The sequence below is a fragment of the Nocardia sp. JMUB6875 genome (assembly GCF_041154655.1).
GTDB lineage: Bacteria > Actinomycetota > Actinomycetes > Mycobacteriales > Mycobacteriaceae > Nocardia.
The window spans coordinates 11683-34569 of sequence record NZ_BAAFGR010000013.1 but is presented as its reverse complement, the minus strand read 5'-3'; the positions used below and the strand labels follow the sequence as shown (position 1 = coordinate 34569).

23 protein-coding genes are annotated in these 22887 nt (G+C 68.5%); 13 read left to right on the top strand and 10 right to left on the bottom strand.

The window, feature by feature from the left end; genetic code table 11:
* The first annotated feature begins 78 nt into the window (after positions 1-78).
* The 4 genes from ACAM49_RS05515 to ACAM49_RS05500 are packed head-to-tail and all read left to right on the top strand — an operon-like array spanning position 79 to position 4121.
* Entirely contained in the window at positions 79-846 is a 768-nt protein-coding gene (locus ACAM49_RS05515; protein WP_369634355.1) for a DeoR/GlpR family DNA-binding transcription regulator, read from the top strand.
* On the top strand, positions 843-1793 hold the full coding sequence (locus ACAM49_RS05510; protein ID WP_369634354.1) for a 1-phosphofructokinase family hexose kinase: 951 nt from the start codon (positions 843-845) through the stop codon (positions 1791-1793). The genes ACAM49_RS05515 and ACAM49_RS05510 overlap by 4 nt, the downstream gene beginning before the upstream one ends.
* 10 nt (positions 1794-1803) lie before the next feature.
* Positions 1804-3834: a fructose-specific PTS transporter subunit EIIC gene (locus ACAM49_RS05505; protein WP_369634353.1), complete on the top strand. Its 2031-nt coding sequence runs from the start codon at positions 1804-1806 to the stop codon at positions 3832-3834.
* 29 nt (positions 3835-3863) lie between these two features.
* On the top strand, positions 3864-4121 hold the full coding sequence (locus ACAM49_RS05500; protein ID WP_369634352.1) for an HPr family phosphocarrier protein: 258 nt from the start codon (positions 3864-3866) through the stop codon (positions 4119-4121).
* A 111-nt stretch (positions 4122-4232) separates the two neighbouring features.
* On the opposite strand, the gene ACAM49_RS05495 is transcribed toward ACAM49_RS05500, so the two are convergent.
* On the bottom strand, positions 4233-5450 hold the full coding sequence (locus tag ACAM49_RS05495; RefSeq protein WP_369634351.1) for an acetyl-CoA C-acetyltransferase: 1218 nt from the start codon (positions 5448-5450) through the stop codon (positions 4233-4235).
* A 128-nt stretch (positions 5451-5578) separates the two neighbouring features.
* Positions 5579-6043 (bottom strand): hypothetical protein, encoded by a 465-nt coding sequence (locus ACAM49_RS05490; RefSeq protein ID WP_369634350.1) that lies wholly within the window; start codon positions 6041-6043, stop codon positions 5579-5581.
* Positions 6044-6124: 81 nt separating this feature from the next.
* Between ACAM49_RS05490 and ACAM49_RS05485 the strand changes: the two genes are divergently transcribed.
* A complete protein-coding gene (locus ACAM49_RS05485; protein ID WP_369634349.1) occupies positions 6125-7513 on the top strand; it encodes a cystathionine beta-synthase in 1389 nt (462 codons plus the stop codon).
* Positions 7514-7586: 73 nt separating this feature from the next.
* Positions 7587-8714, top strand: a complete 1128-nt coding sequence (locus ACAM49_RS05480) for an AbrB family transcriptional regulator (protein ID WP_369634348.1) — start codon at positions 7587-7589, stop codon at positions 8712-8714.
* Positions 8715-8724: 10 nt separating this feature from the next.
* Here ACAM49_RS05480 and ACAM49_RS05475 read toward each other — a convergent pair whose 3' ends face one another.
* Both ACAM49_RS05475 and ACAM49_RS05470 read right to left on the bottom strand, forming a co-directional pair.
* Positions 8725-9150 (bottom strand): nuclear transport factor 2 family protein, encoded by a 426-nt coding sequence (locus tag ACAM49_RS05475; RefSeq protein WP_369634347.1) that lies wholly within the window; start codon positions 9148-9150, stop codon positions 8725-8727.
* Positions 9151-9239: 89 nt separating this feature from the next.
* A complete protein-coding gene (locus ACAM49_RS05470; protein ID WP_369634346.1) occupies positions 9240-10772 on the bottom strand; it encodes an HD domain-containing phosphohydrolase in 1533 nt (510 codons plus the stop codon).
* Between the two features lie 666 nt (positions 10773-11438).
* On the opposite strand from ACAM49_RS05470, the gene ACAM49_RS05465 reads away from it, so the two are divergent.
* Both ACAM49_RS05465 and ACAM49_RS05460 read left to right on the top strand, forming a co-directional pair.
* Positions 11439-12011 carry a transglycosylase SLT domain-containing protein gene (locus ACAM49_RS05465; protein WP_369634345.1) on the top strand — a complete coding sequence of 191 codons (573 nt, stop codon included), beginning with the start codon at positions 11439-11441 and terminating at the stop codon, positions 12009-12011.
* A gap of 257 nt (positions 12012-12268) precedes the next feature.
* Positions 12269-13279, top strand: a complete 1011-nt coding sequence (locus ACAM49_RS05460; RefSeq protein ID WP_369634344.1) for a hypothetical protein — start codon at positions 12269-12271, stop codon at positions 13277-13279.
* On the opposite strand, the gene ACAM49_RS05455 is transcribed toward ACAM49_RS05460, so the two are convergent.
* Positions 13276-13620: a DUF6401 family natural product biosynthesis protein gene (locus tag ACAM49_RS05455; RefSeq protein WP_040812418.1), complete on the bottom strand. Its 345-nt coding sequence runs from the start codon at positions 13618-13620 to the stop codon at positions 13276-13278. The two genes, ACAM49_RS05460 and ACAM49_RS05455, sit on opposite strands and share 4 nt — an antisense overlap.
* A 73-nt stretch (positions 13621-13693) precedes the next feature.
* Complete coding sequence (locus ACAM49_RS05450) at positions 13694-14869, bottom strand: acyl-CoA dehydrogenase family protein (RefSeq protein ID WP_369634343.1); 1176 nt, start codon at positions 14867-14869, stop codon at positions 13694-13696.
* 90 nt (positions 14870-14959) lie between these two features.
* On the opposite strand from ACAM49_RS05450, the gene ACAM49_RS05445 reads away from it, so the two are divergent.
* On the top strand, positions 14960-16105 hold the full coding sequence (locus ACAM49_RS05445) for a cystathionine gamma-synthase (protein ID WP_369634342.1): 1146 nt from the start codon (positions 14960-14962) through the stop codon (positions 16103-16105).
* Positions 16106-16235: 130 nt separating this feature from the next.
* On the opposite strand, the gene greA is transcribed toward ACAM49_RS05445, so the two are convergent.
* Together greA and ACAM49_RS05435 are read right to left on the bottom strand one after the other, a co-directional pair.
* On the bottom strand, positions 16236-16727 hold the full coding sequence (gene greA / locus ACAM49_RS05440) for a transcription elongation factor GreA (protein ID WP_369634341.1): 492 nt from the start codon (positions 16725-16727) through the stop codon (positions 16236-16238).
* 244 nt (positions 16728-16971) lie between these two features.
* A complete protein-coding gene (locus tag ACAM49_RS05435) occupies positions 16972-17388 on the bottom strand; it encodes a DUF4307 domain-containing protein (RefSeq protein ID WP_369634340.1) in 417 nt (138 codons plus the stop codon).
* A gap of 156 nt (positions 17389-17544) precedes the next feature.
* Between ACAM49_RS05435 and mca the strand changes: the two genes are divergently transcribed.
* The 3 genes from mca (at position 17545) to ACAM49_RS05420 (ending at position 19740) form a co-directional block, all read left to right on the top strand.
* Positions 17545-18426, top strand: coding sequence for a mycothiol conjugate amidase Mca (mca, locus tag ACAM49_RS05430; protein ID WP_369634389.1), 882 nt, complete (start codon positions 17545-17547; stop codon positions 18424-18426).
* Positions 18423-18716 carry a hypothetical protein gene (locus ACAM49_RS05425; RefSeq protein WP_369634339.1) on the top strand — a complete coding sequence of 98 codons (294 nt, stop codon included), beginning with the start codon at positions 18423-18425 and terminating at the stop codon, positions 18714-18716. The genes mca and ACAM49_RS05425 overlap by 4 nt, the downstream gene beginning before the upstream one ends.
* A 124-nt stretch (positions 18717-18840) precedes the next feature.
* Complete coding sequence (locus tag ACAM49_RS05420; RefSeq protein WP_369634338.1) at positions 18841-19740, top strand: alpha/beta hydrolase; 900 nt, start codon at positions 18841-18843, stop codon at positions 19738-19740.
* A gap of 3 nt (positions 19741-19743) precedes the next feature.
* On the opposite strand, the gene ACAM49_RS05415 is transcribed toward ACAM49_RS05420, so the two are convergent.
* Positions 19744-20199, bottom strand: a complete 456-nt coding sequence (locus ACAM49_RS05415; RefSeq protein ID WP_369634337.1) for a VOC family protein — start codon at positions 20197-20199, stop codon at positions 19744-19746.
* 50 nt (positions 20200-20249) lie between these two features.
* On the bottom strand, positions 20250-20942 hold the full coding sequence (locus ACAM49_RS05410; protein WP_369634336.1) for a hypothetical protein: 693 nt from the start codon (positions 20940-20942) through the stop codon (positions 20250-20252).
* Positions 20943-21042: 100 nt separating this feature from the next.
* Here ACAM49_RS05410 and ACAM49_RS05405 point away from each other — a divergent pair, with 100 nt between their 5' ends.
* On the top strand, positions 21043-22884 hold the full coding sequence (locus ACAM49_RS05405; RefSeq protein WP_369634335.1) for a serine/threonine-protein kinase: 1842 nt from the start codon (positions 21043-21045) through the stop codon (positions 22882-22884).
* The last annotated feature ends 3 nt before the right edge of the window (positions 22885-22887 follow it).

Below are 22887 nucleotides of genomic sequence, written 5' to 3'. Positions count from 1 at the left end.
AGGCTACGCGTCGTTCTTGACAAAACAACACATTCAGGCATAAAACAACATAAGTCAACAACGACCAGGGAGGTTCGGATGTACGCCGAGGAGCGGCAGCAAGCCATTGCCGCGCTGGCCGAGCAACGCGGCCGCGTATCGGTGATCGAACTGGCCGAACAGTTCGAGGTCACCACCGAGACGGTGCGCCGCGACCTGGCCGCCCTGGATCGCCTGGGCCTGATCCGCCGAGTCCACGGCGGCGCGGTCCCGGCCGCCGCCCTGACCGCCATCGAGCTCGGCACCGGCGAGCGCGAGCACACCCGCGCCGCCGAGAAGGACCGGATCGCCAAGGCCGCCCTGGCCTTCCTGCCGCCCACCGGCGGCAGCGTGCTCTTCGACGCGGGCACCACGACGGCCCGCATCGCGGCGGCGCTGCCCGGCGACCGGGAACTGGTGGCCGTCACCAATTCCCTGCCCATCGCGGTCCGGCTGGGCGGCTCGGCGGGCGTCCGCACCCACATCCTGGGCGGGCGCGTGCGTGGCGTCACCCAGGCCGCCGTCGGCGCGGATACGCTGCACATGCTCGCCGATTTCCGGGTCGATGTGGCCTTCATCGGAACCAACGCGCTGACGATCGGGCACGGCCTGTCCACGCCGGATCCTGATGAAGCCGCGGTCAAGCGGGCCATGGTCGCCAGCGCGCATCGCGTCGTGGTGGTGGCCGACTCCACCAAGATCGGGCGCGAGGATCTGATCCGCTTCGCCGCCATCGCGGATATCGACGTGCTGGTCAGCGATGATCAGCTGCTGCCCGCGGTGCGAAATGAACTGTCCGAGTTCGGTATCGAGGTGGTGACCGCATGATCGTCACATTGACGGCCAATCCCAGCATCGACCACACCGTCGCGCTGTCCGAACCGCTGCGCCGCGGCGATCTGCAGCGCGCCCGCGCGGCCACCTCGTATCCGGGTGGCAAGGGCGTCAATGTCTCTCGCGTGCTGGCGGGCGCGGGCGCGGCCACCATCGCGGTGCTCCCGGGCAGCCCGGGCGATCCGCTGCTGCGCGCGCTCACCGAGACCGGCCTGGACTACCGCGCGGTGCCGTGCGGCGGTCCCGCGCGCACCAACCTCACCATCACCGAGACCGACGGCACCACAACGAAAATCAATGAACCGGGCACGCCGCTGACCGCCGCCGAACGGAAGGCGCTGGCGGACTTGCTGGTCGAGCTCGCGCGCGACGCCGCCTGGGTGGTGCTGTCCGGCTCACTGCCGCCCGCCGTGCCCACCGACTGGTATGTGGAGCTGCTGCGGCTGCTGCCCGGAACCCGGGTCGCGGTCGACACCTCCGACGGACCGCTGCTCGCCATGGCCGGGCAATTCGAGTCCGCCGCACCGCAATTGATCAAACCGAACGCCGAGGAGCTGGCACAGCTGACCGGCGCGGATCCGGAGGCGCTGCACGATCCGGCCGCGGCCGCACGCGCGGCGTCGGCGCTGGTGGCGCGCGGCGTCGAGACCGTGCTGGCCACGCTCGGCGCGGCCGGAGCCGTGCTGGTCACCGCCGACGGAGCCTGGCACGCCACCGCGCCCGCCATCACCGCCCGCAGCACCGTGGGCGCCGGTGACTCGTCGCTCGGCGGGTACCTGCTCGCCGACTTGGACGGCGCCGCACCGGAAGACCGGTTGCGTCGCGCGGTCGCCTACGGCAGTGCCGCGGCCGCCCTCCCGGGGACCGGCCTGCCGGGCCCGCACCACACCGACCCGAGCGCCGTGGCCGTCACGGCCCTGGACTTCCAGCCCCACCACTGAAGGACCCGCGATGTCCGACCCGATCATCACCAGCGACCTGATCGCGCTCGACGCCGACCTCGGCGGCGAGAAAGCCGACGTGATCGAGGCGCTGGCCCAGCGCCTCGCCGGCGCGGGGCGCGCCACCTCGGCCGTGGCGCTGCGCGACGCCGCCCTGACCCGCGAAAGCCAGTCGGCCACCGGGCTTCCCGGCGGCATCGCCATCCCGCACTGCCGCAGCGGCGCGGTCAAGAAGCCGTCGCTCGCCTTCGCCCGCCTCGGCCGCAAGGTCGACTTCGGGGCGCCCGACGGCCCGGCCGATCTCGTCTTCCTCATCGCGGCCCCGGACGGCGCGGCCGCCGAGCACATGAAGCTGCTGTCGGCTCTCGCCCGAGCACTCGTCAGGCCCGAATTCCTGGACGCGCTGCGGTCGGCCGCCACGCCGGATGAGATTGTCGAGCTGGTGGGGGAGGTCATCGAACCGGCGCAGGCCCCCGTACCGGCCGCCGACACTCCGGCAAACGCTGTGTCCGAACCGGCCGCTCCGCAAGCGGATTCGGCACCGGAGTCGACGACGCCGCGGACCATCGTCGCGATCACCGCCTGCCCCACCGGCATCGCGCACACCTACATGGCGGCCGATTCCCTGGTCGCGGCCGGGAAGCGCGCCGGGATCACGGTGCGGGTGGAGACCCAAGGTTCCAGTGGCAGTACGCCTTTGAGCGCTGCGGAGATCGATCTCGCCGACGCGGTCATCTTCGCGACCGACGTCGGGGTCAAAGGCCGGGAACGCTTCGCGGGTAAGCCCGTCATCGAATCGGGCGTCAAGCGGGCCATCAACGAGCCCGATGCCATGGTCGCCGAGGCCCTCGAAGCCGCGAACGATCCCGGCGCTCGCGTCGTGTCCGGGGCCGCGAAGGCCGAGACGGGTTCCGCCGCACCGGATTCCGGTTCGCTCGGCTGGGGTACGCGACTCCGCCAGATCCTGCTGACCGGCGTCAGCTACATGATTCCGTTCGTCGCGGCGGGCGGCCTGCTCATCGCGCTCGGCTTCCTGCTCGGCGGCTACGAGATCGCGGGCACCGCCAAGACCATCGTGCTCGACAACTCCCTGACCGATCTGCCCGCGGGCGGTCTGGCGACCTACCTGGGCGCGGTGCTGTTCCAGATCGGTTCGCTCGCCTTCAGCTTCCTGGTCCCGGCGCTGGCCGGATACATCGCCTACGCCATTGCCGACCGGCCCGGTCTCGCACCGGGTTTCACCGCCGGTGCGGTCGCGGTCTTCGTCGGCGCGGGCTTCCTGGGTGGCCTGGTCGGCGGTCTCATCGCCGGTTTCGCCGCGCTGTGGATCGCCAAACTCGGTGTCCCGCAATGGGCGCGCGGCCTCATGCCGGTGGTGGTGATCCCGCTGTTCGCGTCGCTGATCGTCGGCGTGATCATGTTCGTGCTGCTCGGCAAGCCGCTCGCGGCCATCACCAGCGGACTCACCCACTGGCTCAACAGCCTCTCGGGCACCTCGGCCATCCTGCTCGGCATCATCCTGGGCCTCATGATGTGCTTCGACCTGGGCGGGCCGGTCAACAAGGCCGCCTACTCGTTCGCCGTCGCCGGGCTCAATGTCAATGACACCGCCTCGCTGAAGATCATGGCCGCGGTCATGGCGGCGGGCATGGTGCCGCCGCTGGCCATGGCGCTCGCGACCACCCTGCGTCCCAAGCTGTTCACCACCGCCGAACGCGAAAACGGCAAGGCCGCATGGCTGCTCGGCGCCTCGTTCATCTCCGAGGGCGCCATCCCGTTCGCGGCCGCCGACCCGCTGCGCGTCATCCCCTCCATGATGGCGGGCGGCGCCGTCACCGGCGCCCTGGTCATGGCCTTCGGCACCACCCTCAGCGCTCCCCACGGCGGCATCTTCGTCTTCTTCGCCGTCGGCGGCATCGCCGGATTCCTCATCGCCCTCGCGGCCGGCACCGTCATCGGCGCCGTATGCGTCACCGCCGCAAAGCAACTCCGCAAGACCCCGGTCACCACCGAAACCCCCGCGGCGCTCGCCGCCGCGTAACCACCCCTCCCACAAAGAAGGAGTCGATCATGCCCAGCAAGACCGTCACAGTCGGTTCGTCCGTCGGCCTCCACGCCCGCCCGGCCGCCATCATCGCTGAAACCGCCGCGGCCGCAGGCGTTCCCGTCACCCTCTCGCTGGTCGGCGGCGCCCCCGTGAACGCGGCCTCCGGCCTCATGATCATGACCTTGGGTGCGACCCAGGGCACCGAGGTCATCGTCACCAGCGATGATCAGGCCACCCTCGACAAGATCGCCGACCTGGTCAGCTCCGACCTCGACGCTTGAGGGGGTGTAGGGGCTTGCCCCCACTTGGGGTGTGGGGAATCCCCACCTTCCCCCCAAACAACTTGGGCCGCACGACCCTTAGGTCGTACGGCCCAATTCAGTGTCTGAGCGTCAGCTCAGGCGCTCGATGATCATCGCCATGCCCTGGCCGCCGCCGACGCACATAGTCTCGAGACCGAACTGCTTGTCGTGGGTCTGGAGGTTGTTGATCAGGGTCGCGGTGATGCGGGCACCGGTCATGCCGAACGGGTGGCCGAGGGCGATCGCGCCACCGGACACGTTCAACTTGTCCTCGTCCATGTTCAGCTCACGGGCGGAACCCAGCACCTGAACGGCGAAGGCCTCGTTGATCTCGTACAGGTCGAGATCGTTGATGGTCATACCCGCGTTCTTCAGGGTGTTGCGCACGGCCTGGATCGGGCCGAGGCCCATGATCTCCGGCGACAGACCCGAGACGCCGGTGGCCACGATGCGGGCCAGCGGGGTCAGACCCAGCTCGCGAGCCTTGGTGTCGGACATGACGACCAGCGCCGCCGCACCGTCGTTCAGCGGACAGGCGTTACCGGCGGTGATGGTGCCGTCCGGACGGAAGACCGGCTTCAGCTGCGAGATCTTCTCGTAGGTGGTGCCGGCGCGCGGCCCGTCGTCGGTGGTGACGATGGTGCCGTCGGGCAGGGTCACCGGGGTGATCTCCCGCTCGAAGAAGCCGGACTTGATGGCCTCCTCCGCGCGGTTCTGCGAGCGCACGCCCCAGCGGTCCTGGTCCTCGCGGGAGATGCCGGTGTAGGTGGCGACGTTCTCCGCGGTCTGGCCCATGGCGATGTAGACGTCCGGGAGGATGTCGTTCTCGCGCGGGTCGGTCCAGGTGGCGTTGGACTCGGCGGTGGCCTTGGTGCGGGCCTCGGCCTCGGCGAACTTCAGGTTGTGGGTGTCGGGCCAGCCGTCGGCGGTGCCCTTCGGGAAGCGCGAGACGGTCTCCACACCGGCGGAGATGTACACGTCGCCCTCGCCGGCCTTGATGGCGTGGAAGGCCATCCGGGTGGTCTGCAGCGACGACGAGCAGTAGCGGTTGACGGTGACGCCGGGCAGGTAGTCGTAGCCGAGCTGGACGGCCACGGCGCGCGCCATGTTGAAGCCGCCCTCACCGGCGGGCTGGCCGCAGCCCAGGTGCAGGTCGTCGATGTCGGAGACGGCGAGCGAGGGCACCTTGTCGAGGGCGGCCTGCACCATCTGCGCGGCGAGGTCGTCCGGGCGCATGCTCACCAGAGAACCCTTGCCAGCGCGGCCGATGGGCGAGCGGGCGTACGAAACGATGACGGCCTCAGCCATGAGGACTCCTTTTTTGCTGGGGTGATCCTCTTCGAATTTACGACGGGCCTGTGGCGTGACGAACATCCGGTATGCCGGAATCCCAACCACTGAGCTGTGGGATATCGCTCACTCACAATGTGCGCGAGTCAGCCCGGCACGTCGAAGGCGCTCTGCGCGGGGATGTTCGGCATGTCGGTGTAGACGGTGACGACGATGTGGCCGGGCCCGGTGTCCTGGAACAGCGCATAGTGCTCGCTGCCGTAGAAACCCGCAAGGATCGGAACTCGAAGTTCGCCCGCGGCACCGGTGTTCATGTTCCGCCAGGCGACGGTGGCCACCGTTTCGCACATCGGGGCGAAGCTGTACTCGCCCGGATCGAAGCCGCCGACCGGCAGCGCCTGGACGTTGATGATCGCGCGCCCAGGCCACTTCGGATCGGTGTCGGCCCAGGAGCGGATATTGCCGCCGCAGGCGACGGCATCGTGGTACATGCTCGGGACCTGCGGAAATTCCACGGTCGCGGCGTTCGCGGGAACGGCGGCGACGATCATGGTCGCGGTGCCGAGGGGGAGTAGTAGGGAGGCGGCGGGCAAGCTCGGCGGCATCCTCATGGGCCGATGGTAATTTCCGGCAATCGTGATATGTCCGACGTGCGCGAAGGCGCGTGTCACCTTTCTGCAACGATGAGGGGTATGCGCATCGCTAACCATGTCGTCGATCTGATCGGAAACACCCCGCTCGTTCGGTTGAACTCCGTGGTGGGTCCGAACTCGGGACTGGTGGCGGCGAAGGTCGAGTACCTGAACCCGGGCGGCAGCTCGAAGGACCGCATCGCCGTCAAGATGATCGACGCCGCAGAGAAGGAAGGGCTGCTCAAGCCCGGCGGGACGATCGTCGAACCGACCTCCGGCAATACCGGTGTGGGCCTCGCCCTGGTCGCGCAGCAGCGCGGCTACAAGTGCGTGTTCGTCTGCCCGGACAAGGTCAGTGAGGACAAGCGGAACGTGCTGCGCGCCTACGGCGCCGAGGTCGTGGTCTGCCCGACCGCGGTCGCGCCGGAGGATCCGGACAGCTACTACAACGTCTCCGACCGCCTGGTCCGCGAGATCCCGGGCGCGTGGAAGCCGAACCAGTACTCCAACCCGGGCGGCCCCGAATCCCATTACGAGACCACCGGTCCCGAGATCTGGCGCGACACCGAGGGCAAGATCACCCACTTCGTGGCGGGCGTCGGCACCGGCGGCACCATCACCGGCACCGGCCGCTACCTCAAGGAAGTCTCCGGCGGCAAGGTCAAGATCATCGGCGCGGATCCGGAGGGCTCGGTCTACTCCGGCGGCACCGGCCGCCCGTACCTGGTCGAGGGTGTCGGCGAGGACTTCTGGCCCTCGGCCTACGACCCGGCCATCCCGGACGAGATCATCGCCGTCTCCGACGCGGACTCCTTCGAGATGACCCGCCGCCTGGCCCGCGAGGAGGGCCTGCTGGTCGGCGGCTCCTGCGGTATGGCCGTGGTCGCGGCGCTCAAGGTCGCCGAGCGCGATCCGGATGCCGTGGTCGTGGTGCTGCTGCCCGACGGCGGCCGCGGCTACCTGTCGAAGATCTTCAACGACCAGTGGATGAGCTCCTACGGCTTCCTGCGCTCGCGCCTGGACGGCAAGACCGACGAGGTCCATGTCGGAGAGGTGTTGCGCGGCAAGTCCGGTGAGCTGCCGGACCTGGTGCACACCCACCCGCAGGAGACCCTGCGCGACGCCATCGAGATCCTGCACGAGTACGGCGTCTCGCAGATGCCGGTCGTCGGCGCGGAGCCGCCGGTGATGGCGGGCGAGGTCGCCGGGTCGGTCAACGAGCGCGATCTGCTCTCGGCCGTCTTCGAGGGCCGCGCCAAGCTCACCGATCCGGTCTCCAAGCACATGAGCCCGGCCTTCCCGCTCATCGGCGCGGGCGAGCCGGTCTCCGCCGCCACCAAGTTGCTGGAATCCACCGACGCCCTGATGGTCGTCGAGGACGGCAAGCCGGTCGGTGTCATCACCCGTCACGACCTGCTGGGTCACCTGAGCACGGGCGTGCTGGCGTAGATCACAGCGGCGATCCGGGCGGATAACTGCGCTGTTACTGGCTGTTCACGAGGGTCGAGCATGATCGGCTCGTATGAAGCCGAGACAGCTGGTCGCCTGGGTCGCACTGTCGGCCGCCGTGCTGCTGGGCGCGGCGCTGCTGGATCGGATCGGATTTCCCGCGCCGCAGATGATTCTGGCGATCGTGGTGGGTGCGGGCCTGGCGCTGGCCGGGCGGCTGCCCGCACCGCTGCCGCGCGAGGTGAATCTGGGCGTACAGGGCATGCTCGGCGTGCTGATGGGCAGCTATCTGCAGGTGTCGCTGCTGACCTCGATCGGATGGAGCCTGCTGCCGGTGCTCGCGGTCACCGCGGCCACGGTGGTCGTGAGCGTCGGCATCGCAATGGTTTTCGCGCGCGCCACCAAGGTCGAACTGCCGACGGCGACGCTGGGGATGCTGGCCGGCGGCGCGGCGGCGGTGGTCGCGGCGGCCGATGAGCTCGACGCCGATCCGCGGCGGGTGGCGTTCATGCAATACCTGCGGGTGGCGCTGGTCGCGGTGAGCGCGCCCGCGATCGCCGCCCTGCTCGACAAGGAGGAGGGGATCTCCTACGGCCCGGCCACTCTCGGCGGCTCGGTCACCGATCCCTCACTGCCGTACTGGATGATCGTCGGGCGCGGTGATCAGCTGGCCGGGCTGTCGATCGCGGTTGTGCTGTGCCTCATCGGAATTCGCGTCGGCCGGTGGCTGCGGCTGCCGAACGCGGCGCTGCTCGGTCCGATGCTGCTCGCCGCGGTGGTGACCGCGCTCGGCATCAGTCACGGCTACGCGCCGACGCACCTGTTCAAGGATCTGCTGTTCGTACTCATCGGATTCGAGGTCGGCACCCGCTTCACCCGCGAAGTGGTCCGGGAGATGGCCCGGATGATCCCGGCGATGACCGCCGCCATGCTGGGGCTGTCCGCGATCGTCGCCGCGCTCGCGTTCGGGCTGGCCTACCTGGTGGATCTGGAACTGTCGGATCTGTACCTGGCGACCACGCCCGGTGGCATCAACGCCGTGCTCGCGACCGCCGACAAGATGAACGCCGACCTGCCGCTCATCACCAGCGTGCAGACCATCCGCCTGCTGGTCATGATGGCCCTGCTGCCGTTGCTCATCTCGCGCATCCGGAGATACGAAACCAGCCGCCCCGCACCGATCGCGTTGCGGGGCAGCTGATTACCCCTCGTCACGCGCTGATGGCGGTGATGATCTTGGCGGTGTCGCAATAGGTCCGCAGTCTGGTGACCTGACCGGACGCGTCGAAGCTCCACAGGTGCAGGTTCTGGTCGATGACCCGGTTGCCGTTGGGCAGCACGGCGTCGATCTCGATCTCGGCCACCACCTGCCCGGTGGATCCGATGATGTCGATCACCTTGAACTCCTGGAACTTCCACTCCGACAGTTGCGCGAAGAATTCGGAGACCTCCCGCGGGCCGCGCCGGGGCTGCAGCGTCGGCGCCCCGGCGAGCTGGGCGGAATTGTCCGGCCAGTCGGCATCCCAGGAGACGTCGTCGGAGAGTCGATCGAGAATCGCTGCGATGTCACCGGTTTCGAAGGCGCGGTACATGGCGGCGACGGTGTCGGCGTGAGTGGGGTTGGCGGAAGGGGACATTGGGATGCTCCTGGGTGCTACGACCGATTGGGTGTGTCAATGGTCGTTCCGCCCGCACCCCGCTCACATCGGTCGATCGACCTATCCCGCTAACCCGGCAGCAGGCCGTTCTCCATGGCGAAGACCGCGGCCCCGGCGCGGGTGCGATAGCCGCACTTGTCATAGATGTGGGCCAGGTGGTGGCCCACGGTGCGTTCGGAGACAACGAGTTCCGCCGCGATCTGGCGATTGGACAGGCCGCGTGCGGCCAGGCGCAGCACGTCGACCTCGCGTTCGGTGAGGCCGCACGGGTACTCGGTGCGCGGTGGGCGCAGACCTGCGGCCTCCACCACGGCCGCGCAGGCGTCCCGGTCCAGGCGGCCCGCCGCGGCCTCCGCGGACAGGTGGGCGGCGGCCTCGGCTGGCTTGTGCGCGGGCCGGTGCGGCCGCTCCTCGGTCATGGCGGCGAAAACGTCCGCGGCGGCGAGCAGCCGCGCGGAGGGAGAGAGGTCGTGCACGCGCACGCCGCGGTGGTAGCCGGTGCCGTCGAGCCGCTCGTGATGGCCCGCGGCCACCTCGGCCAGATCGGTGAGGCTGGGGCAGCGGCGCAGCACGCGTTCGGTCCAATAGCTGTGCAGCCGAATGCGTTCCCAGTCGCCGGGCCCGACCGGACCCGGGTGATCCCAGATCGAGCTGGACACCGCGGCCCGGCCGATATCGTGCAGCAGCGCGGCCGCGCGCAGGCTGGCCCGATCGGTGGCCGACAGTCCCGCGAGTTCGCCTGCCGCATCGGATAATTCGGCCACGTGCGCCGAATGCCCAAGCAGGTAGCGGCCTTTCAGGTCGACGACGACGGCCAGCGCCCGGCACAGGTGGTCGCGGTCCTCGGGCCGGATGACGGTGGGCAGCCCGGGTTCCGCGCTCACCACCGCGGCCAGCAGATCCGGCTGCTCCAGCACTCCCCAGATGGCGTCCGGATCCGCGGCGAAGACCGCCACCAGATCGGGATCCAGATGCCCGCCCGCGCGGCGGCGCAGCTCGGCCAGGCTGGCACCGCGATCGCGGCCGCGGAAGGCGAGCACGGCCTGCTCGGCCAGATGCAGGATCCGGCCCGGCAGCGAGAGCTCGTCGCCGGAGCGCCGATCCGGGGCGCCCAGCCCGTCCCAGCGCTCCTTGACCTCGGTGAGTGCCCGTACGGCCGCCTCGGGCAGCCCCAGCCGCGGTCCCAGCGCCCGGCTGACCTCGCACACCGAGCGGACCGCGAACGGCGCGCCGGCGGGTGATTCGGTGGCATAGCGGCGGGCCAGCGCGACCTGGCTGCCCGGCGCCCAGTCCCCGAAGGTGTTCAGCTGGGCGGCGAAGACGCCCGGATCGCCCGGATCGAGGGTGTGGAAGGCCCGCTGGAAGGCGATGTCGTCGACGTAGGCCTCGGCGTTCTCCGAGGCCCGGCTGGTGCAGCCGACGGCCCCGAGCAGGGCGGCGTGGAAGACCACCCGGCGATCGGCCTCGTCCAGGCCCAGCCGCGCGGCGACCGAGTCGGCCACCAGGCATACCGCGAGGCCCTTCTCGAATGGCATTCCGGTGGCCAGATCGGTGGTGAGCGAGAGGGCCGCCAATACCTCGGTGACCCGGATAGATGCCATGGTCAGCACCCTAATCCGGGGTTCGTTACACCGCAGGTCTTTACCTCGCGTGACAAATGTGACGAATGTGATTTGAGTAAACAATTGTGAATTGCTGAAGTGTTACTCGAGGAATGCGAAACGCCGATGAATGGTGCGGAAATCGGGCAAATAAACGTATATCGCGATCTTGGGGCTAAATTTCTCTGTGATCTGAAACACTTTGTGTTTCGAATTGAATGACCAGGTCAGCGCTTGTATTAATGCAGGTCCCGGAGTTGCCACACGGGTCAGTTCACCGTTCGTTCATCTTTGGTTCAGACTGTGTTAACAATGCGCAATCAAGCTGTGACCTTGTCGGAAACAGACCACAAGTCTGGATGGCGCAAGGAGATGTGAACACATATGCGGAACGTAGACACCACCTCGGTGTGATGAGGCTCGGCGGCCGGGAGGCCGCGAACGTCTCCGCTGCTCTCCATGCAGTACGCCAATTCCATTGACCCGTAACGGGTTTCACAACAGCAACCACAACAGCCCGCAGTGCGCAGGTGAGCGTCGTGAGACGCCCGCGTGGTAATGCGCTGCCTTCTTCAGGCCCGCGAGCCCGAAACCGAACAGGAATCCAAATTCGCCATGCCCACGAATGTTATGACTGCTCTCAGTGACCCTGCTAGACGTAGCAAGGTGGTAGCCGCCGCTCGTACGGCCGGCGCCGCCGCCCTCGCCCTCGGGGTCTTCGGCTCCATCATCACCGCCGCCGGCGCCGCCAACGGCGACGACGTCAAGCCGGTCTCGCTGCAGGCCACCCTGGCCGCCGCCGCTCCGGCCGCGCCGGGTGTGAAGGCCGCTCCGGCCAACGAGCAGCCCGCCCCGGCCCCCGCTCCGGCCGCCGCGGCCCCGGCGCCCATGCCCGCGCCGGCTCCGGCCCCGGCCTACGCGAACAACCTCGACGGCTGGATCCGTCAGGCGCTGGACATCATGGCCCAGAAGGGCATCCCGGGCAGCTACGACGGCATTCTGCGCAACATCCTGCGCGAATCCAGTGGCAACCCGCAGGCGATCAACCTGTACGACTCGAACGCGGCCATGGGCATCCCGTCCAAGGGCCTGCTCCAGGTGATCGACCCGACCTTCAACGCCTACCACGTGGAAGGCACCTCGACCGATATCTGGGATCCGGTCGCCAACATCGTGGCCGCCTGCAACTACGCGGCCCACCGGTACGGCTCGATGGACAACGTCTCGAGCGCCTACTGAGGACTCTCGGTCGCGTGCCGGGGCTCCCGGCGCCGAACGAGTAACGCGAGCGCCGATGAAGCCGCTTGATGTATGACGGCGATGGCCTGCCTGATGAGGGGTGGGCCATCGCCGCATTTGTATCTGTGGCTAATCCGGAGCATCCGATTTGGCAACACTTTCGCAAACAGTCGGATTCGAAGATCAACTAGGCGTATAACGACCCCTTGGGGCAGTTTCCGGCACCCGGCCGGGACGGATAGCGAAGGGCAGGGGTCATGCACACTGCGGTATTGGCTATCGATATCCAGAAGGGGCTTTCGGACGCGTGGAGTTCCGTCGCGACCTGGGTGCCGAAGTTTGTCGGGTTCCTGGTGATTCTGGTCATCGGGTGGTTCGTGGCCAAGGTGGTGGCTCGGCTGGTGACGCGGGTCCTGAACCGGGTGGGGTTCGATCGGCTCGTCGAGCGCGGGGGGATCAAGGAGATGCTCGCGCGTGGGCGGTATGACGCGACGGGGATCATCTCGAAGCTGGCGTACTACGCGATATTGCTGATCACTCTGCAGCTCGGGTTCGGGGTGTTCGGGCCTAATCCGGTGTCCACCATGCTGAACGGGATCGTGGCTTGGCTGCCGCGGTTGGCGGTGGGGATCGTCATCGTGTGTATCGCGGGGGCGATCGCGCGGGTGGTGCAGGACATGGTGTCGAACATGTTGAGTGGGCTGGAATACGGTCGGATGCTGGGACGTGTTGCGGCCGTGTTCATTTGGGGGATCGGGATTATCGCGGCGTTGAATCAGATCGGGGTGGGGACTTCGGTGACCATGCCGATTCTGATTACCGTGCTGGCGACCATCGCGGGTGTGCTCATCGTGGGGTTCGGCGGTGGGTTGGTTCGGCCGATGCAGCAGCGGTGGGAGGGGTGGCTGGATGCCATCGAGGGGGAGATGCCTGAGGTGAAGGGGCATGCGCAGGCTTATCAGCGGGCGCGGGAGGATGCGGCTCGGCAGCGGCAGGCGCAGGAGGCCATGATGGCGCAGCGGGCGGCGATGGGGCAGCCGATGATGGCCGGGCAGGGCCAGATGCCTCCGGGCAAGTGGCGGGAGCCCGAAGGCGGTCAGATGGGTTACGGGGCACCGGGATACGGACCGCAGGGTGGATACGGCCAGATGCCGCCGCAGGGCGGACAGATGCCGCAGCAGCCGATGCCTCCCGGTCAGCACCCTTCGCGTCCTGGCGGGCCGCGGCCCGGTGAACAGGATCCGGGCAACCAGGGCGGAATGATCTAGGCGGGGCGGGAGAGGGCGCAGATGGCGGCTAGGCGGAGGTGGAGCCAGTCGGCGTCTTGCCAGTCGAGGAGGGACATGGGGAAGTCGGCCTCGGCGTCTCGGAGGTCTTCGAGGATGCCTCGGGCGTAGCCTGCCAGCAGGACGCTGGTGGGGACCTGGCTGGAGTTCTCGACGCCCATGTCGAGGATGTCGCGGATGGCGGCGGCGTGCTGGTCGATCGCCGCGCTGACACCGGGGAAGATCGCCGCGGCTTCCGCGGCGGGGGCTCCGTGGGTGCGCTGCAGGCGGTTCAGGGTCTTGCGCGCTGAGACGACGAGCAACGCGGAGCCGGGCACAAACACCCGGTGATGCTAACCCTCGACCGGTGCCCGGCGGATCCGCTGTGACATATCACGCAATTGTCGGAAGTGCTGGTCAGCGGAAGGCTTTCGACCCTGTGAGGGCCTCGCCGAGGACCAGTTGGTGGACCTCCGCGGTGCCCTCGTAGGTCAGGACCGATTCCAGATTGTTGGCGTGCCGCAATACGGGGTACTCGAGGGTGATTCCGTTCGCGCCGAGGATGGTCCGGCATTCGCGGGCGATCTTGATGGCCTCGCGGGTGCTGTTCAGCTTGCCCGCGCTGATCTGCTCGTTGCTGATCTCATGGCGGTCTTTCAATCGCCCCAGGTGCACCGCCAGCAACTGGCCCTTGCCGAGTTCCAGTGCCATGTCGGCCAGCTTGGCCTGGGTGAGCTGGTAGGCCGCCAGCGGCTTGTCGAAGACCTCGCGGGTGCGGGCGTAATCGATTGCGGCGGAAAGACAGTCGCGGGCCGCACCGAGGGCGCCGAAGATGATGCCGAAGCGCGCCTCGGACAGGCAGCCCAGCGGGGCGGCGAGGCCGCGGGCCTCGGGCAGCTGGGCGTCGGCGGGCAGGCGCACGCCATCCAGAGACAGTTCGGCCGTGATCGAGGCGCGCAGCGACAGCTTGTGCTTCATCTCCCGTGCGCTGAATCCCGGTGTGTCCGTGGGCACCACGAAGCCGCGGATCACGTCCCGCTCACCCTCCCGGGATTGCGCCCACACGATCGCCACATCCGCGACGGACCCGTTGGTGATCCACATCTTCGACCCGTCGAGCACCCAGTCGTCGCCATCGCGCCGCGCCCGGGTCCGCATCCCACCCGGATTCGATCCGAAGTCCGGCTCGGTCAACCCGAAGCATCCGATCACCCGCCCGGCCGCCATCTCCGGCAGCCACCGCAGCTTCTGCTCCTCGGACCCGTACTTGTGGATCGCCGTCATCGCCAGCGACCCCTGTACCGAAACCATGCTCCGCACACCCGAATCCACCGCCTCGAGCTCCAAACAGGCCAGCCCGTACGCGGTCGCCGAGGTTCCGGCGCACCCATAACCCTCGAGATGCATCCCCAGCAGTCCGAGCTTCCCCAGCTCCGGAGCCAGTTCCCGGGCGGGGAACGTGCCCGCCTCGAACCACTCCGCCACGTGCGGCCGCAACCGTTCCCCGGCGAACGCGCGCACGGTGTCCCGGATCGCGCGCTCTTCTTCATTGAGCAGGGAGTCGATGGCGAAGAGCTCGTCTACGGTGACCATTGGCCCACCATAGCTCTGCGATGGACGCTGGGGAGTGCTGCCGCAAACCCCGGGGCGGGGACGTCGCGGCGGTGTCCCTAGGCTGTTCGCATGAGCGATCAGCTGGGTTTCTCCACACGGGCGGTGCACGCCGGGTTCGATCCGGACCCTCAGACCGGTGCGGTGAACGTGCCGATCTACGCGAGTTCGACGTTCGCCCAGGACGGGGTGGGCGGGATGCGCGGCGGGTACGAGTACGCGCGCACCGGGAATCCGACCCGGACCGCGCTGGAGGCGAACCTCGCGGCGCTCGAATCCGGTACCTACGGGCGGGCTTTCGCCTCGGGTATGGCGGCCACCGACTGTGCGATCCGGGCGAATCTGCGGCCCGGCGACCACATGGTGATTCCGAACGACGCGTACGGCGGCACGTTCCGGCTCATCGACAAGGTGTTCACCCAGTGGGGGATCGAGTACTCGGTCGCGCCCGTCTCGGATGTGGACGCGGTGGCGGCGGCCATGCGGCCGAACACCAAGCTGGTGTGGGTCGAGACGCCGACCAACCCGCTGCTGAACATCGGCGATATCGCGGCGCTGGCCGAGGTGGCGCACGCCGGTGGCGCGAAGCTGGTGGTGGACAACACCTTCGCCTCGCCCTACCTGCAGCAGCCGCTGCTGCTGGGCGCGGACATCGTGCTGCACTCGACCACCAAGTACCTGGGCGGACACTCCGATGTGGTGGGCGGCGCGCTCATCACCAATGACCAGGAGCTGGACACCAAGTTCGCGTTTCTGCAGAACGGCGCGGGCGCGGTTCCGGGCCCGACGGATGCCTTCCTCACCATGCGCGGCATCAAGACGCTGGCCCTGCGCATGGACCGGCACTGCGACAATGCCGAGACCATCGCCGAGTTCCTCGCGAACCACCCGAAGATCGCGCAGGTCATCTACCCGGGCCTGCCCGAGCACCCGGGCCACACCGTCGCCCAGAAGCAGATGCGCCGCTTCGGCGGCATGATCTCGGTCCGGGTCCACGGCGGCAAGGAAGCGGCGCTCGACTTCTGCTCGAAGACCAAGATCTTCACCCTGGCCGAATCCCTCGGCGGCGTGGAGTCGCTCATCGAGCACCCGGGCGCCATGACTCACGCCTCCACCGCGGGCTCCGCCCTCGAGGTCCCGGCCGACCTGGTCCGCCTCTCGGTCGGCGTCGAGGACATCAGCGACCTGCTGGCAGACGTCGAGCGGGCGCTGGCCTGACCGGCTGAAACACGAAGCGCCGCACCAAGGAATTGGTGCGGCGCTTCGTCGTTCGCGACCGGTTGGTCCCTGTCAAGCATTTCGGCCCCGATCCGTCTGGACCGGGGCCGCTGCGTTGACGGGGTCCTGACTAGCTGTGGTACGGCTCCGCCGATACCAGCGTCACCTTCATGACGTTGCCGTTGGGCAGCTGGTATTCGCGGGTCTCGCCGACCTTGGCGTTGATGAGCGCCCCACCCAACGGGGAGTTGGGGGAGTAGGTCTCGAGGTCGGCGCTGCCGAGGCCCTCTTCGCGGGTGGCGATGAGGAAGGTTTCGGTGTCGGATTCGTCGCCGTCGTAGTAGACCTTGACGACCGAGCCGGGCAGGGCGACACCGGACTTGGTCGGCGCGACGCCGACCTTGGCATTGTTCAGCAGTTCCTGCAGCTGGCGGATGCGCGCCTCCTGCTGGCCCTGCTCCTCACGCGCCGCGTGGTAACCGCCGTTCTCCTTGAGGTCACCCTCTTCACGGCGTTCGTTGATTTCGGCCGCGATGACAGGACGGTTGGCGATGAGCGCGTCGAGCTCGCTCTTGAGCCTCTCGTGCGACTCCGGGGTCAGCCAAGTCACGGTCTCAGTCATCTCGATCACTCCCTAGTAGTTGTCCCCGGCAAGCCGGGATTCCCTGATGCCCGCTACCGTGGCCATCCGAAGACGGGCACGACAGCAGTGGACAGCCAGAGCGATCCCTGGGGAGAGTCCCGACAGCGCCGGCCGTCAATGCAGCAAACACGGCTCCGAACTCCGGAACCGTGTATCGCGTCATTTTAGCACGATTCGGAAAGGCGCAGGTAGAAGCGTCAAAGCGGGTCGTGTACCGGACTTTTCACCCGGCGCGCAGATATGCCGGCACCTTCTCGGTGCATCCGTACACATTGCCCGCGCCGGCCCGGCGGGTGGTCTTGATCTCGGTGACCACGCGGACGGTGCCGGAGTCGGAGCCGGGGACCAGCACCTCGCGGCGGCCGACCTCGTCGGTGTCGCCGTCCATGGCGCGCACGAAGCAGACGACGGGGGTGCCCGGATCCTTGCGCGTCACCTTGAAATCCACACTGACCGTGGAGTCGTCGACGATCGTGTAGCCGAGGCGCTCCGGTTCGATGTCCTGCGGGCCGTAGGTCCGATACCCCAGGTAGGCGACCCCGAGACCGGCGAGAATGACGACCGCTCCGAGCGCGTAGGGCAGCCAGCGGCGGGTCTTCCGAGGCGCGATCCCGTACCGGTCGGCCGGTCTTTCACTCATTTCGGGGACGCTCCCGGGGGGTAGGTCGGAACAAACAACGATCGGATGGAACTATAGGGAATGCATATCTGACGCCCGTGCCTGGACTCGGCTGAATAGCTACGAGGTGAAAAACGTGATCGGTGAGGTGAACGAGAAGTGAGTGGTCTTCGCCTCATGGCGGTGCACGCGCATCCGGACGACGAATCCAGCAAGGGCGCGGCCACCACCGCCCGCTACGCCGCCGAAGGCAATGACGTGCTGGTCGTCACCCTCACCGGCGGAGAACGCGGCGACATCCTCAATCCCGCCATGGACACCCCCGGCGTCAAGGACCGCATCACCGAGGTCCGCCGCGAGGAGATGGCCGCCGCCGCCGAGGCGCTGGGCGTGCGCCAGACCTGGCTCGGATTCGTGGATTCCGGTCTGCCCGAAGGGGATCCGCTGCCGCCGCTGCCCGAGGGCAGCTTCGCGCTGGTCCCGCTGGAAGAGGCGACCGAGGCGCTGGTGCGCGTGGTGCGCGAATTCCGGCCGCACGTGATGACCACCTATGACGAGATGGGCGGCTACCCGCACCCCGATCACATCATGTGCCACAAGGTTTCGGTCGCGGCCTTCGAAGCGGCGGGCGATCCGGACAAGTTCCCGGACGCGGGCGAACCGTGGCAGCCGCTGAAGCTGTACTACAACCACGGCTTCAGCCTCACCCGCCTCGAGGTCTTCGCCGACGAGTACGAGCGCATCGGCGAACCGTTCCCCATGCAGGAGTGGATGGACCGCATGCGCAAGTACGCCGCCGAGCGCGGCGACATCATGGGCCGGGTCACCACCCAGGTCGAATGCGCCAAGTACTTCCCGCAGCGGGACGACGCCCTGCGCGCCCACGCCACCCAGATCGACCCCAACGGCGCGTTCTTCGCGGTGCCGACGGAGATGCAGCAGCGGCTGTGGCCCACCGAGGAATTCGAGCTGGCCAAGACCCGCGTCAAGACCGCGATTCCGGAGACCGACCTGTTCGCGGGCATCGACGACGTAGACACCGAGGACAGCGACCGATGACTTTGATGCTGCTCGCCCAGGGCACCAATTCGCCCACCGGACCCGAGTTCGGCAAGGCCTCGCCGCTGGGTCTGGTCATCGTGCTGGTGCTGCTGGCGGGCACCATCCTGCTGGTTCGCAATATGAACAAGCACATCAAGAACCTGCCCGCCGAGTTCTCCCCGGAGCATCCGGAACCGGATCAGGAGGCGGACGAGGGCACCGAACACGGCGTCGCCGCGCGGGACGACGATGACGACGCCGAGCCGCGCAGCGAGTCCAAACCGGAAGCCACCAACGGCACCGCCTGACTCCCTTGGCATTCCACGACCCCGGCCACCATGACCGGGGTCGTGTCGTTTCCGGGGGCGGAACAAATGCCCGCCGCGCGAAGTTTCCGAGCATGAGAACGAAACGAGTCGAAAAGGAATCGTCATGCCGAGCCCGGAGATGCAGGAGTTCATCGAGCTTTTCGTGCAGCAGCGGGCGGCCCGGCCCGCGACCCGGCCGTCGATCGAGGAACTACGGGCCAATTTCCTGCCTGCTGCGAAGCGCTACGACATTCCCGAAGATGTTCGGGTGACCGAGGTTTCGCACGCGGGCGTGCCCGCACACTGGGTGGACGCGCCGGGTGTGGCGGCGGATCGCGTCCTCGTCTACGTGCACGGCGGCGGCTTCTCGATCGGCTCGCTGGCCAGCCACGGCGAGTTCGCGGCGCGGCTGGGCCGGGCGGCCGGGGTGCGGGTGCTGTTCCCGGAATACCGGCTGGTGCCCGAGCATCCGTTCCCCGCGGCCCTGGAGGATGTCCGGGCGCTGTGGCGGTGGCTGCGCAAGGAGCAGGGCGTGCCCGCGAGTTCGATTGCCCTGGCCGGTGATTCGGCGGGCGGCGACCTGATCACGGCGTTGCAGCTGGAGCTGCGCGACGCGGGTGCGGCGCTGCCCGCGGCAGCGGTGCTGATCTCCCCGGTGCTGGATCTGACCGCTTCCGGCGCCTCGGTGACCGAGCGCGACGGGCAGGACGTGATCTTCAATCCGGACATGCTCAGGGGCATCTACGCCGGATATCTGTCCGGCGCCGATCCTCGGAATCCCGCCGCCTCACCGCTTTTCGGTGACTTCACCGGTCTGCCGCCGCAGCTGATCCAGGTCGGGACCGCCGAGCTGATCCTCAGCGATTCGGAGCGCTTTGCGGTGGCCGCGCAGGCCGCGGGGGTCGATGTGACGCTGAATGTCGGTGCGGGACTGCCGCACGCCTACCCGCTGATGCGCGATACCCCCGAGGCGGCCGCGGCCACCGAGGAGATCGCGGCCTTCCTGCGCAAGCACCTCGCCTGAGGGTCAGCCGAGCGTCGGCGTGTCGTAGAGGGTGAAACCACCCTTGCCGTCCATGTCCACGCCGACGAAGCGATCGGCGTGGAACGGGTTGTTGGCCAGCAGCCGGACGACCGTGTTGTCCGGATCGATGATGTCGAGCGCCGCGCCGTACTCACCGCGGTCGAACACCTCGCTGCGGGTGTACTCCAGCTCGTCGGCGCGGGCGGCGAAGGCGTGCAGTTCGTCCACCGACTCCACCTCCAGCGCGAACACATCGAAGCCCGCGAGATCCGGCTGCCCGGCGCAGTATTCGCGCTCGCGCACCGCGATGCCGAAGCCCGACGGGTGCATGAGTTGCGCGCCGCGCAGTTCGCCCTGCTCCCGGAATTCCCCGGCGAGCCGCAGATCCAGCAGGTCGCAGTAGAAGGCGACACTGCGCGCCAGATCGGTGACCGGCAGTTTGACGTGGCGGATGCGCATGGGTGGCAGGCTACAGCGCGATCCCGCCCGGCGTGGGCCGGGCGCGGGTATCAGTGACCGGTGAGGTGCAGGTAGACGGTGTCGAGCGGAACGTCGATCGCGAACCAGGCCGCGGGACGGTCGTCGTCGCGCGGGCACCAGGCGGTCGCGACGCACAGCCGGGCGATCTCGCCGTCGGCCAGGCCGGGCAGTTGCCAGGCGATGGCGGCCGGATCGCGGTAGCGCACACCGTATTCGGTGTGCGTGTCGTCCCCGTCGGCGGGCAGCACGTCGGCCCAGTCGGCGGGCAGCAGGCGGCCGTCGGCGGCCTGCATGGCCAGCAGTTCGGTGTCCGCGCCGCCGATCGACACCATGAAATGCTCGTTCTCGACGCTGACCGCGGCCAGGCATTCGGCGGAGTCGGGGCCGCCGTGCGCGCCGACGGGCAGGTCGGTCAGCTCGGCCCCGACCGTCAGCGCGGGCACCCCGGCGTGGGCCGTGACCTGCCAGATCCCGGCCCACATCGGGACCGGGGCGCCGCCGTCCCAGGCCGGCAGTTCGAGGCTGCCGATCAGCAGATCGACCGTCGCGGCGCGGCGCTGCCAGCGGTGCAGCTGCGCGCCGTTCGGCAAGCGCCACACGGTATCCGGCGCGCTCGGCAGCTGCTCGTCGCCGAGCGCGACCGAGAACCCCACGATGCCGAGGGGCGTGTCGATCACGGCGGGGCGGGGGTCCGCCCGATCCAGGTGGTCGGTGGGAAGCATGGGTCAATCATGCGCGCCGCGGTGGGCGGCCGTGCGGGCCGGTGCGGTGGCGTTGCGAATGGTCTGCTGGTATACGGGAATTCGGCTTGGCGGACACGAAGTGACAGGGGCATCGGTGATGCGGCTCGATCCGGGAGCGGATTTCGCTGGATTCAGGATCGAGCGGGTCCTCGGGGCGGGCGGTATGGGGGTGGTGTACCTGGCCCGGCATCCGCGCCTGGACCGGGATGTCGCGTTGAAGGTGTTCGGCGGGATGGCCATCGGCACGGCCCTGCCGCTCGATTCCAAGGGGCGGGCGCGCTTCGATCGGGAGGCCGCGCTCGCGGCCCGGCTCGAGCATCCCGACATCGTGCCGATCTACGACCGCAGCGCGCCGGAGGACGAAATCCCGTGGCTCTGCATGCGATACATCGACGGCGGTGATGTCACCGCGCTGATGGAACGGGCGGGCGGACGGCTCGACGCGCACGCCGCGGTGCGGTTGATCGCCGACGCGGGCAGCGCGCTGGACTACGCGCACCGCCAGGGCGTCGTGCATCGCGATGTGAAACCGGCGAACATCCTGGTGGACCAGTCGGATCGGGAGACCGGGCGCGCGGTGCTCACCGATTTCGGGATCGCGCGCGCCTTCGACGACACCCTGACCCTCACCGGCACCACCGCGACCGTCGCCTACGCCGCACCGGAGCGCTTCGGCGAGACGCCCGCCGACCATCGGGCCGACATCTACTCGCTGGGCTGCGCGTTCTTCGAAATCCTCACGGGCAGAGTGCCGTTCCCGCGTTCGGATCAGGCCGCCGTCATCTCGGCCCACCTCACCGCGCCGCCGCCGCGGCCCTCGGAACTGTGGCCGGACCTGCCGCCGGGCTTGGACGAGGTCATCGCGACGGCCATGGCCAAGGACCCCGATGACCGCTACCCCGACTGCGCCGCCTTCGCGGCGGCCGCGCGGGCCGCGCTCGACACACCGCGGCCGGCCGATGCCGGATCACCGCGGAATGTCCACGCGGAAAAGACGATTCGCTCGGCGCACCCGCCGAGAGTGCGGGCCGCGCGGGCGCAGCTCGCCGCCGATCGCCGCGGATTGCGGGAGCGGGTACCGGATTTCGTCATCCTGCTGGCCGGATTGCTGTCGATCATCGGCGCGGTGCTGTCCTCGGTAGGCCTGCTGGCGCCGTTCGTTCGATACAACGAGGTCGATCAGAACGTGGATTACGTTATCTACCAGGGGCATTACTTCATGTGGTGCCTCGTGATCGCCGGGTGGATCACCGGATCCTCGGCGGGGTTGCGGACGCTGCTTCCCGGGTTGCCCCGGGAGGTCAGCGCCATGCTCATCGTCGGAACGGCCGCGGCGGGGGCGTGGAGCGTAGTCGTGCTGCTGCGGTTGAACCATGTGTGGACCCGCGACAGTTACGCGCTGGTCGGGGATGCGATTCGCGGTGCCTCGGGAGAAGAGTGTGCCGCCCTCGGCGCGGCGTCGCTGACCCTCGCCGGGGTCCTCGCGGCCACCGCGCTGATGCTCGGCGACACACCGGACATCGGGTTCCGGCTGCCCCGCGACCCCTCGTCGATCGTGACCCTGCTGCTGTCGCTGTCCGGTTGCGCGGCAGTGAGTTTCATCCGGCTGCCGGACCAGGACGTCTGGCACTTCCTCCGCAACGACTACGGCTGGCTGATGATCTCGGCCGCCGCGCTGGCGGCGCTGCCCGCCCTCACCGTGTTCCTGCGCCCGCACATCCTGTTCCGGTCCCTGACCGTGGGCTGGGCGCTCGGCGGCATGGCCATCGGCTTCTTCCTCTATTCCCAGGGACAGCATCTCGACGATTCCGGCGTGCCCGCGGGTTCCAATTCGGCGACCACCGCCGCCATCGCCTTCGCGGCCACCCTGGTCGGCCTGCTCGTCGTCAATACCGTGGCGCTGGCCAAGTCCGGACACTGACGG

Coding starts and splice junctions, on each gene's coding strand:
- ACAM49_RS05425 (WP_369634339.1), top strand. CDS start 18,423: ATGACTTTGATGCTGCTCGCCCAGGGCACCAATTCGCCCACCGGACCC.
- ACAM49_RS05435 (WP_369634340.1), bottom strand. CDS start 17,388: ATGAGTGAAAGACCGGCCGACCGGTACGGGATCGCGCCTCGGAAGACC.
- ACAM49_RS05420 (WP_369634338.1), top strand. CDS start 18,841: ATGCCGAGCCCGGAGATGCAGGAGTTCATCGAGCTTTTCGTGCAGCAG.
- ACAM49_RS05495 (WP_369634351.1), bottom strand. CDS start 5,450: ATGGCTGAGGCCGTCATCGTTTCGTACGCCCGCTCGCCCATCGGCCGC.
- ACAM49_RS05450 (WP_369634343.1), bottom strand. CDS start 14,869: ATGGTCACCGTAGACGAGCTCTTCGCCATCGACTCCCTGCTCAATGAA.
- ACAM49_RS05445 (WP_369634342.1), top strand. CDS start 14,960: ATGAGCGATCAGCTGGGTTTCTCCACACGGGCGGTGCACGCCGGGTTC.
- ACAM49_RS05480 (WP_369634348.1), top strand. CDS start 7,587: ATGAAGCCGAGACAGCTGGTCGCCTGGGTCGCACTGTCGGCCGCCGTG.
- ACAM49_RS05415 (WP_369634337.1), bottom strand. CDS start 20,199: ATGCGCATCCGCCACGTCAAACTGCCGGTCACCGATCTGGCGCGCAGT.
- ACAM49_RS05460 (WP_369634344.1), top strand. CDS start 12,269: ATGCACACTGCGGTATTGGCTATCGATATCCAGAAGGGGCTTTCGGAC.
- ACAM49_RS05475 (WP_369634347.1), bottom strand. CDS start 9,150: ATGTCCCCTTCCGCCAACCCCACTCACGCCGACACCGTCGCCGCCATG.
- ACAM49_RS05470 (WP_369634346.1), bottom strand. CDS start 10,772: ATGGCATCTATCCGGGTCACCGAGGTATTGGCGGCCCTCTCGCTCACC.
- ACAM49_RS05410 (WP_369634336.1), bottom strand. CDS start 20,942: ATGCTTCCCACCGACCACCTGGATCGGGCGGACCCCCGCCCCGCCGTG.
- greA (WP_369634341.1), bottom strand. CDS start 16,727: ATGACTGAGACCGTGACTTGGCTGACCCCGGAGTCGCACGAGAGGCTC.
- ACAM49_RS05485 (WP_369634349.1), top strand. CDS start 6,125: ATGCGCATCGCTAACCATGTCGTCGATCTGATCGGAAACACCCCGCTC.
- ACAM49_RS05515 (WP_369634355.1), top strand. CDS start 79: ATGTACGCCGAGGAGCGGCAGCAAGCCATTGCCGCGCTGGCCGAGCAA.
- ACAM49_RS05510 (WP_369634354.1), top strand. CDS start 843: ATGATCGTCACATTGACGGCCAATCCCAGCATCGACCACACCGTCGCG.
- ACAM49_RS05500 (WP_369634352.1), top strand. CDS start 3,864: ATGCCCAGCAAGACCGTCACAGTCGGTTCGTCCGTCGGCCTCCACGCC.
- ACAM49_RS05505 (WP_369634353.1), top strand. CDS start 1,804: ATGTCCGACCCGATCATCACCAGCGACCTGATCGCGCTCGACGCCGAC.
- ACAM49_RS05490 (WP_369634350.1), bottom strand. CDS start 6,043: ATGAGGATGCCGCCGAGCTTGCCCGCCGCCTCCCTACTACTCCCCCTC.
- mca (WP_369634389.1), top strand. CDS start 17,545: ATGGCGGTGCACGCGCATCCGGACGACGAATCCAGCAAGGGCGCGGCC.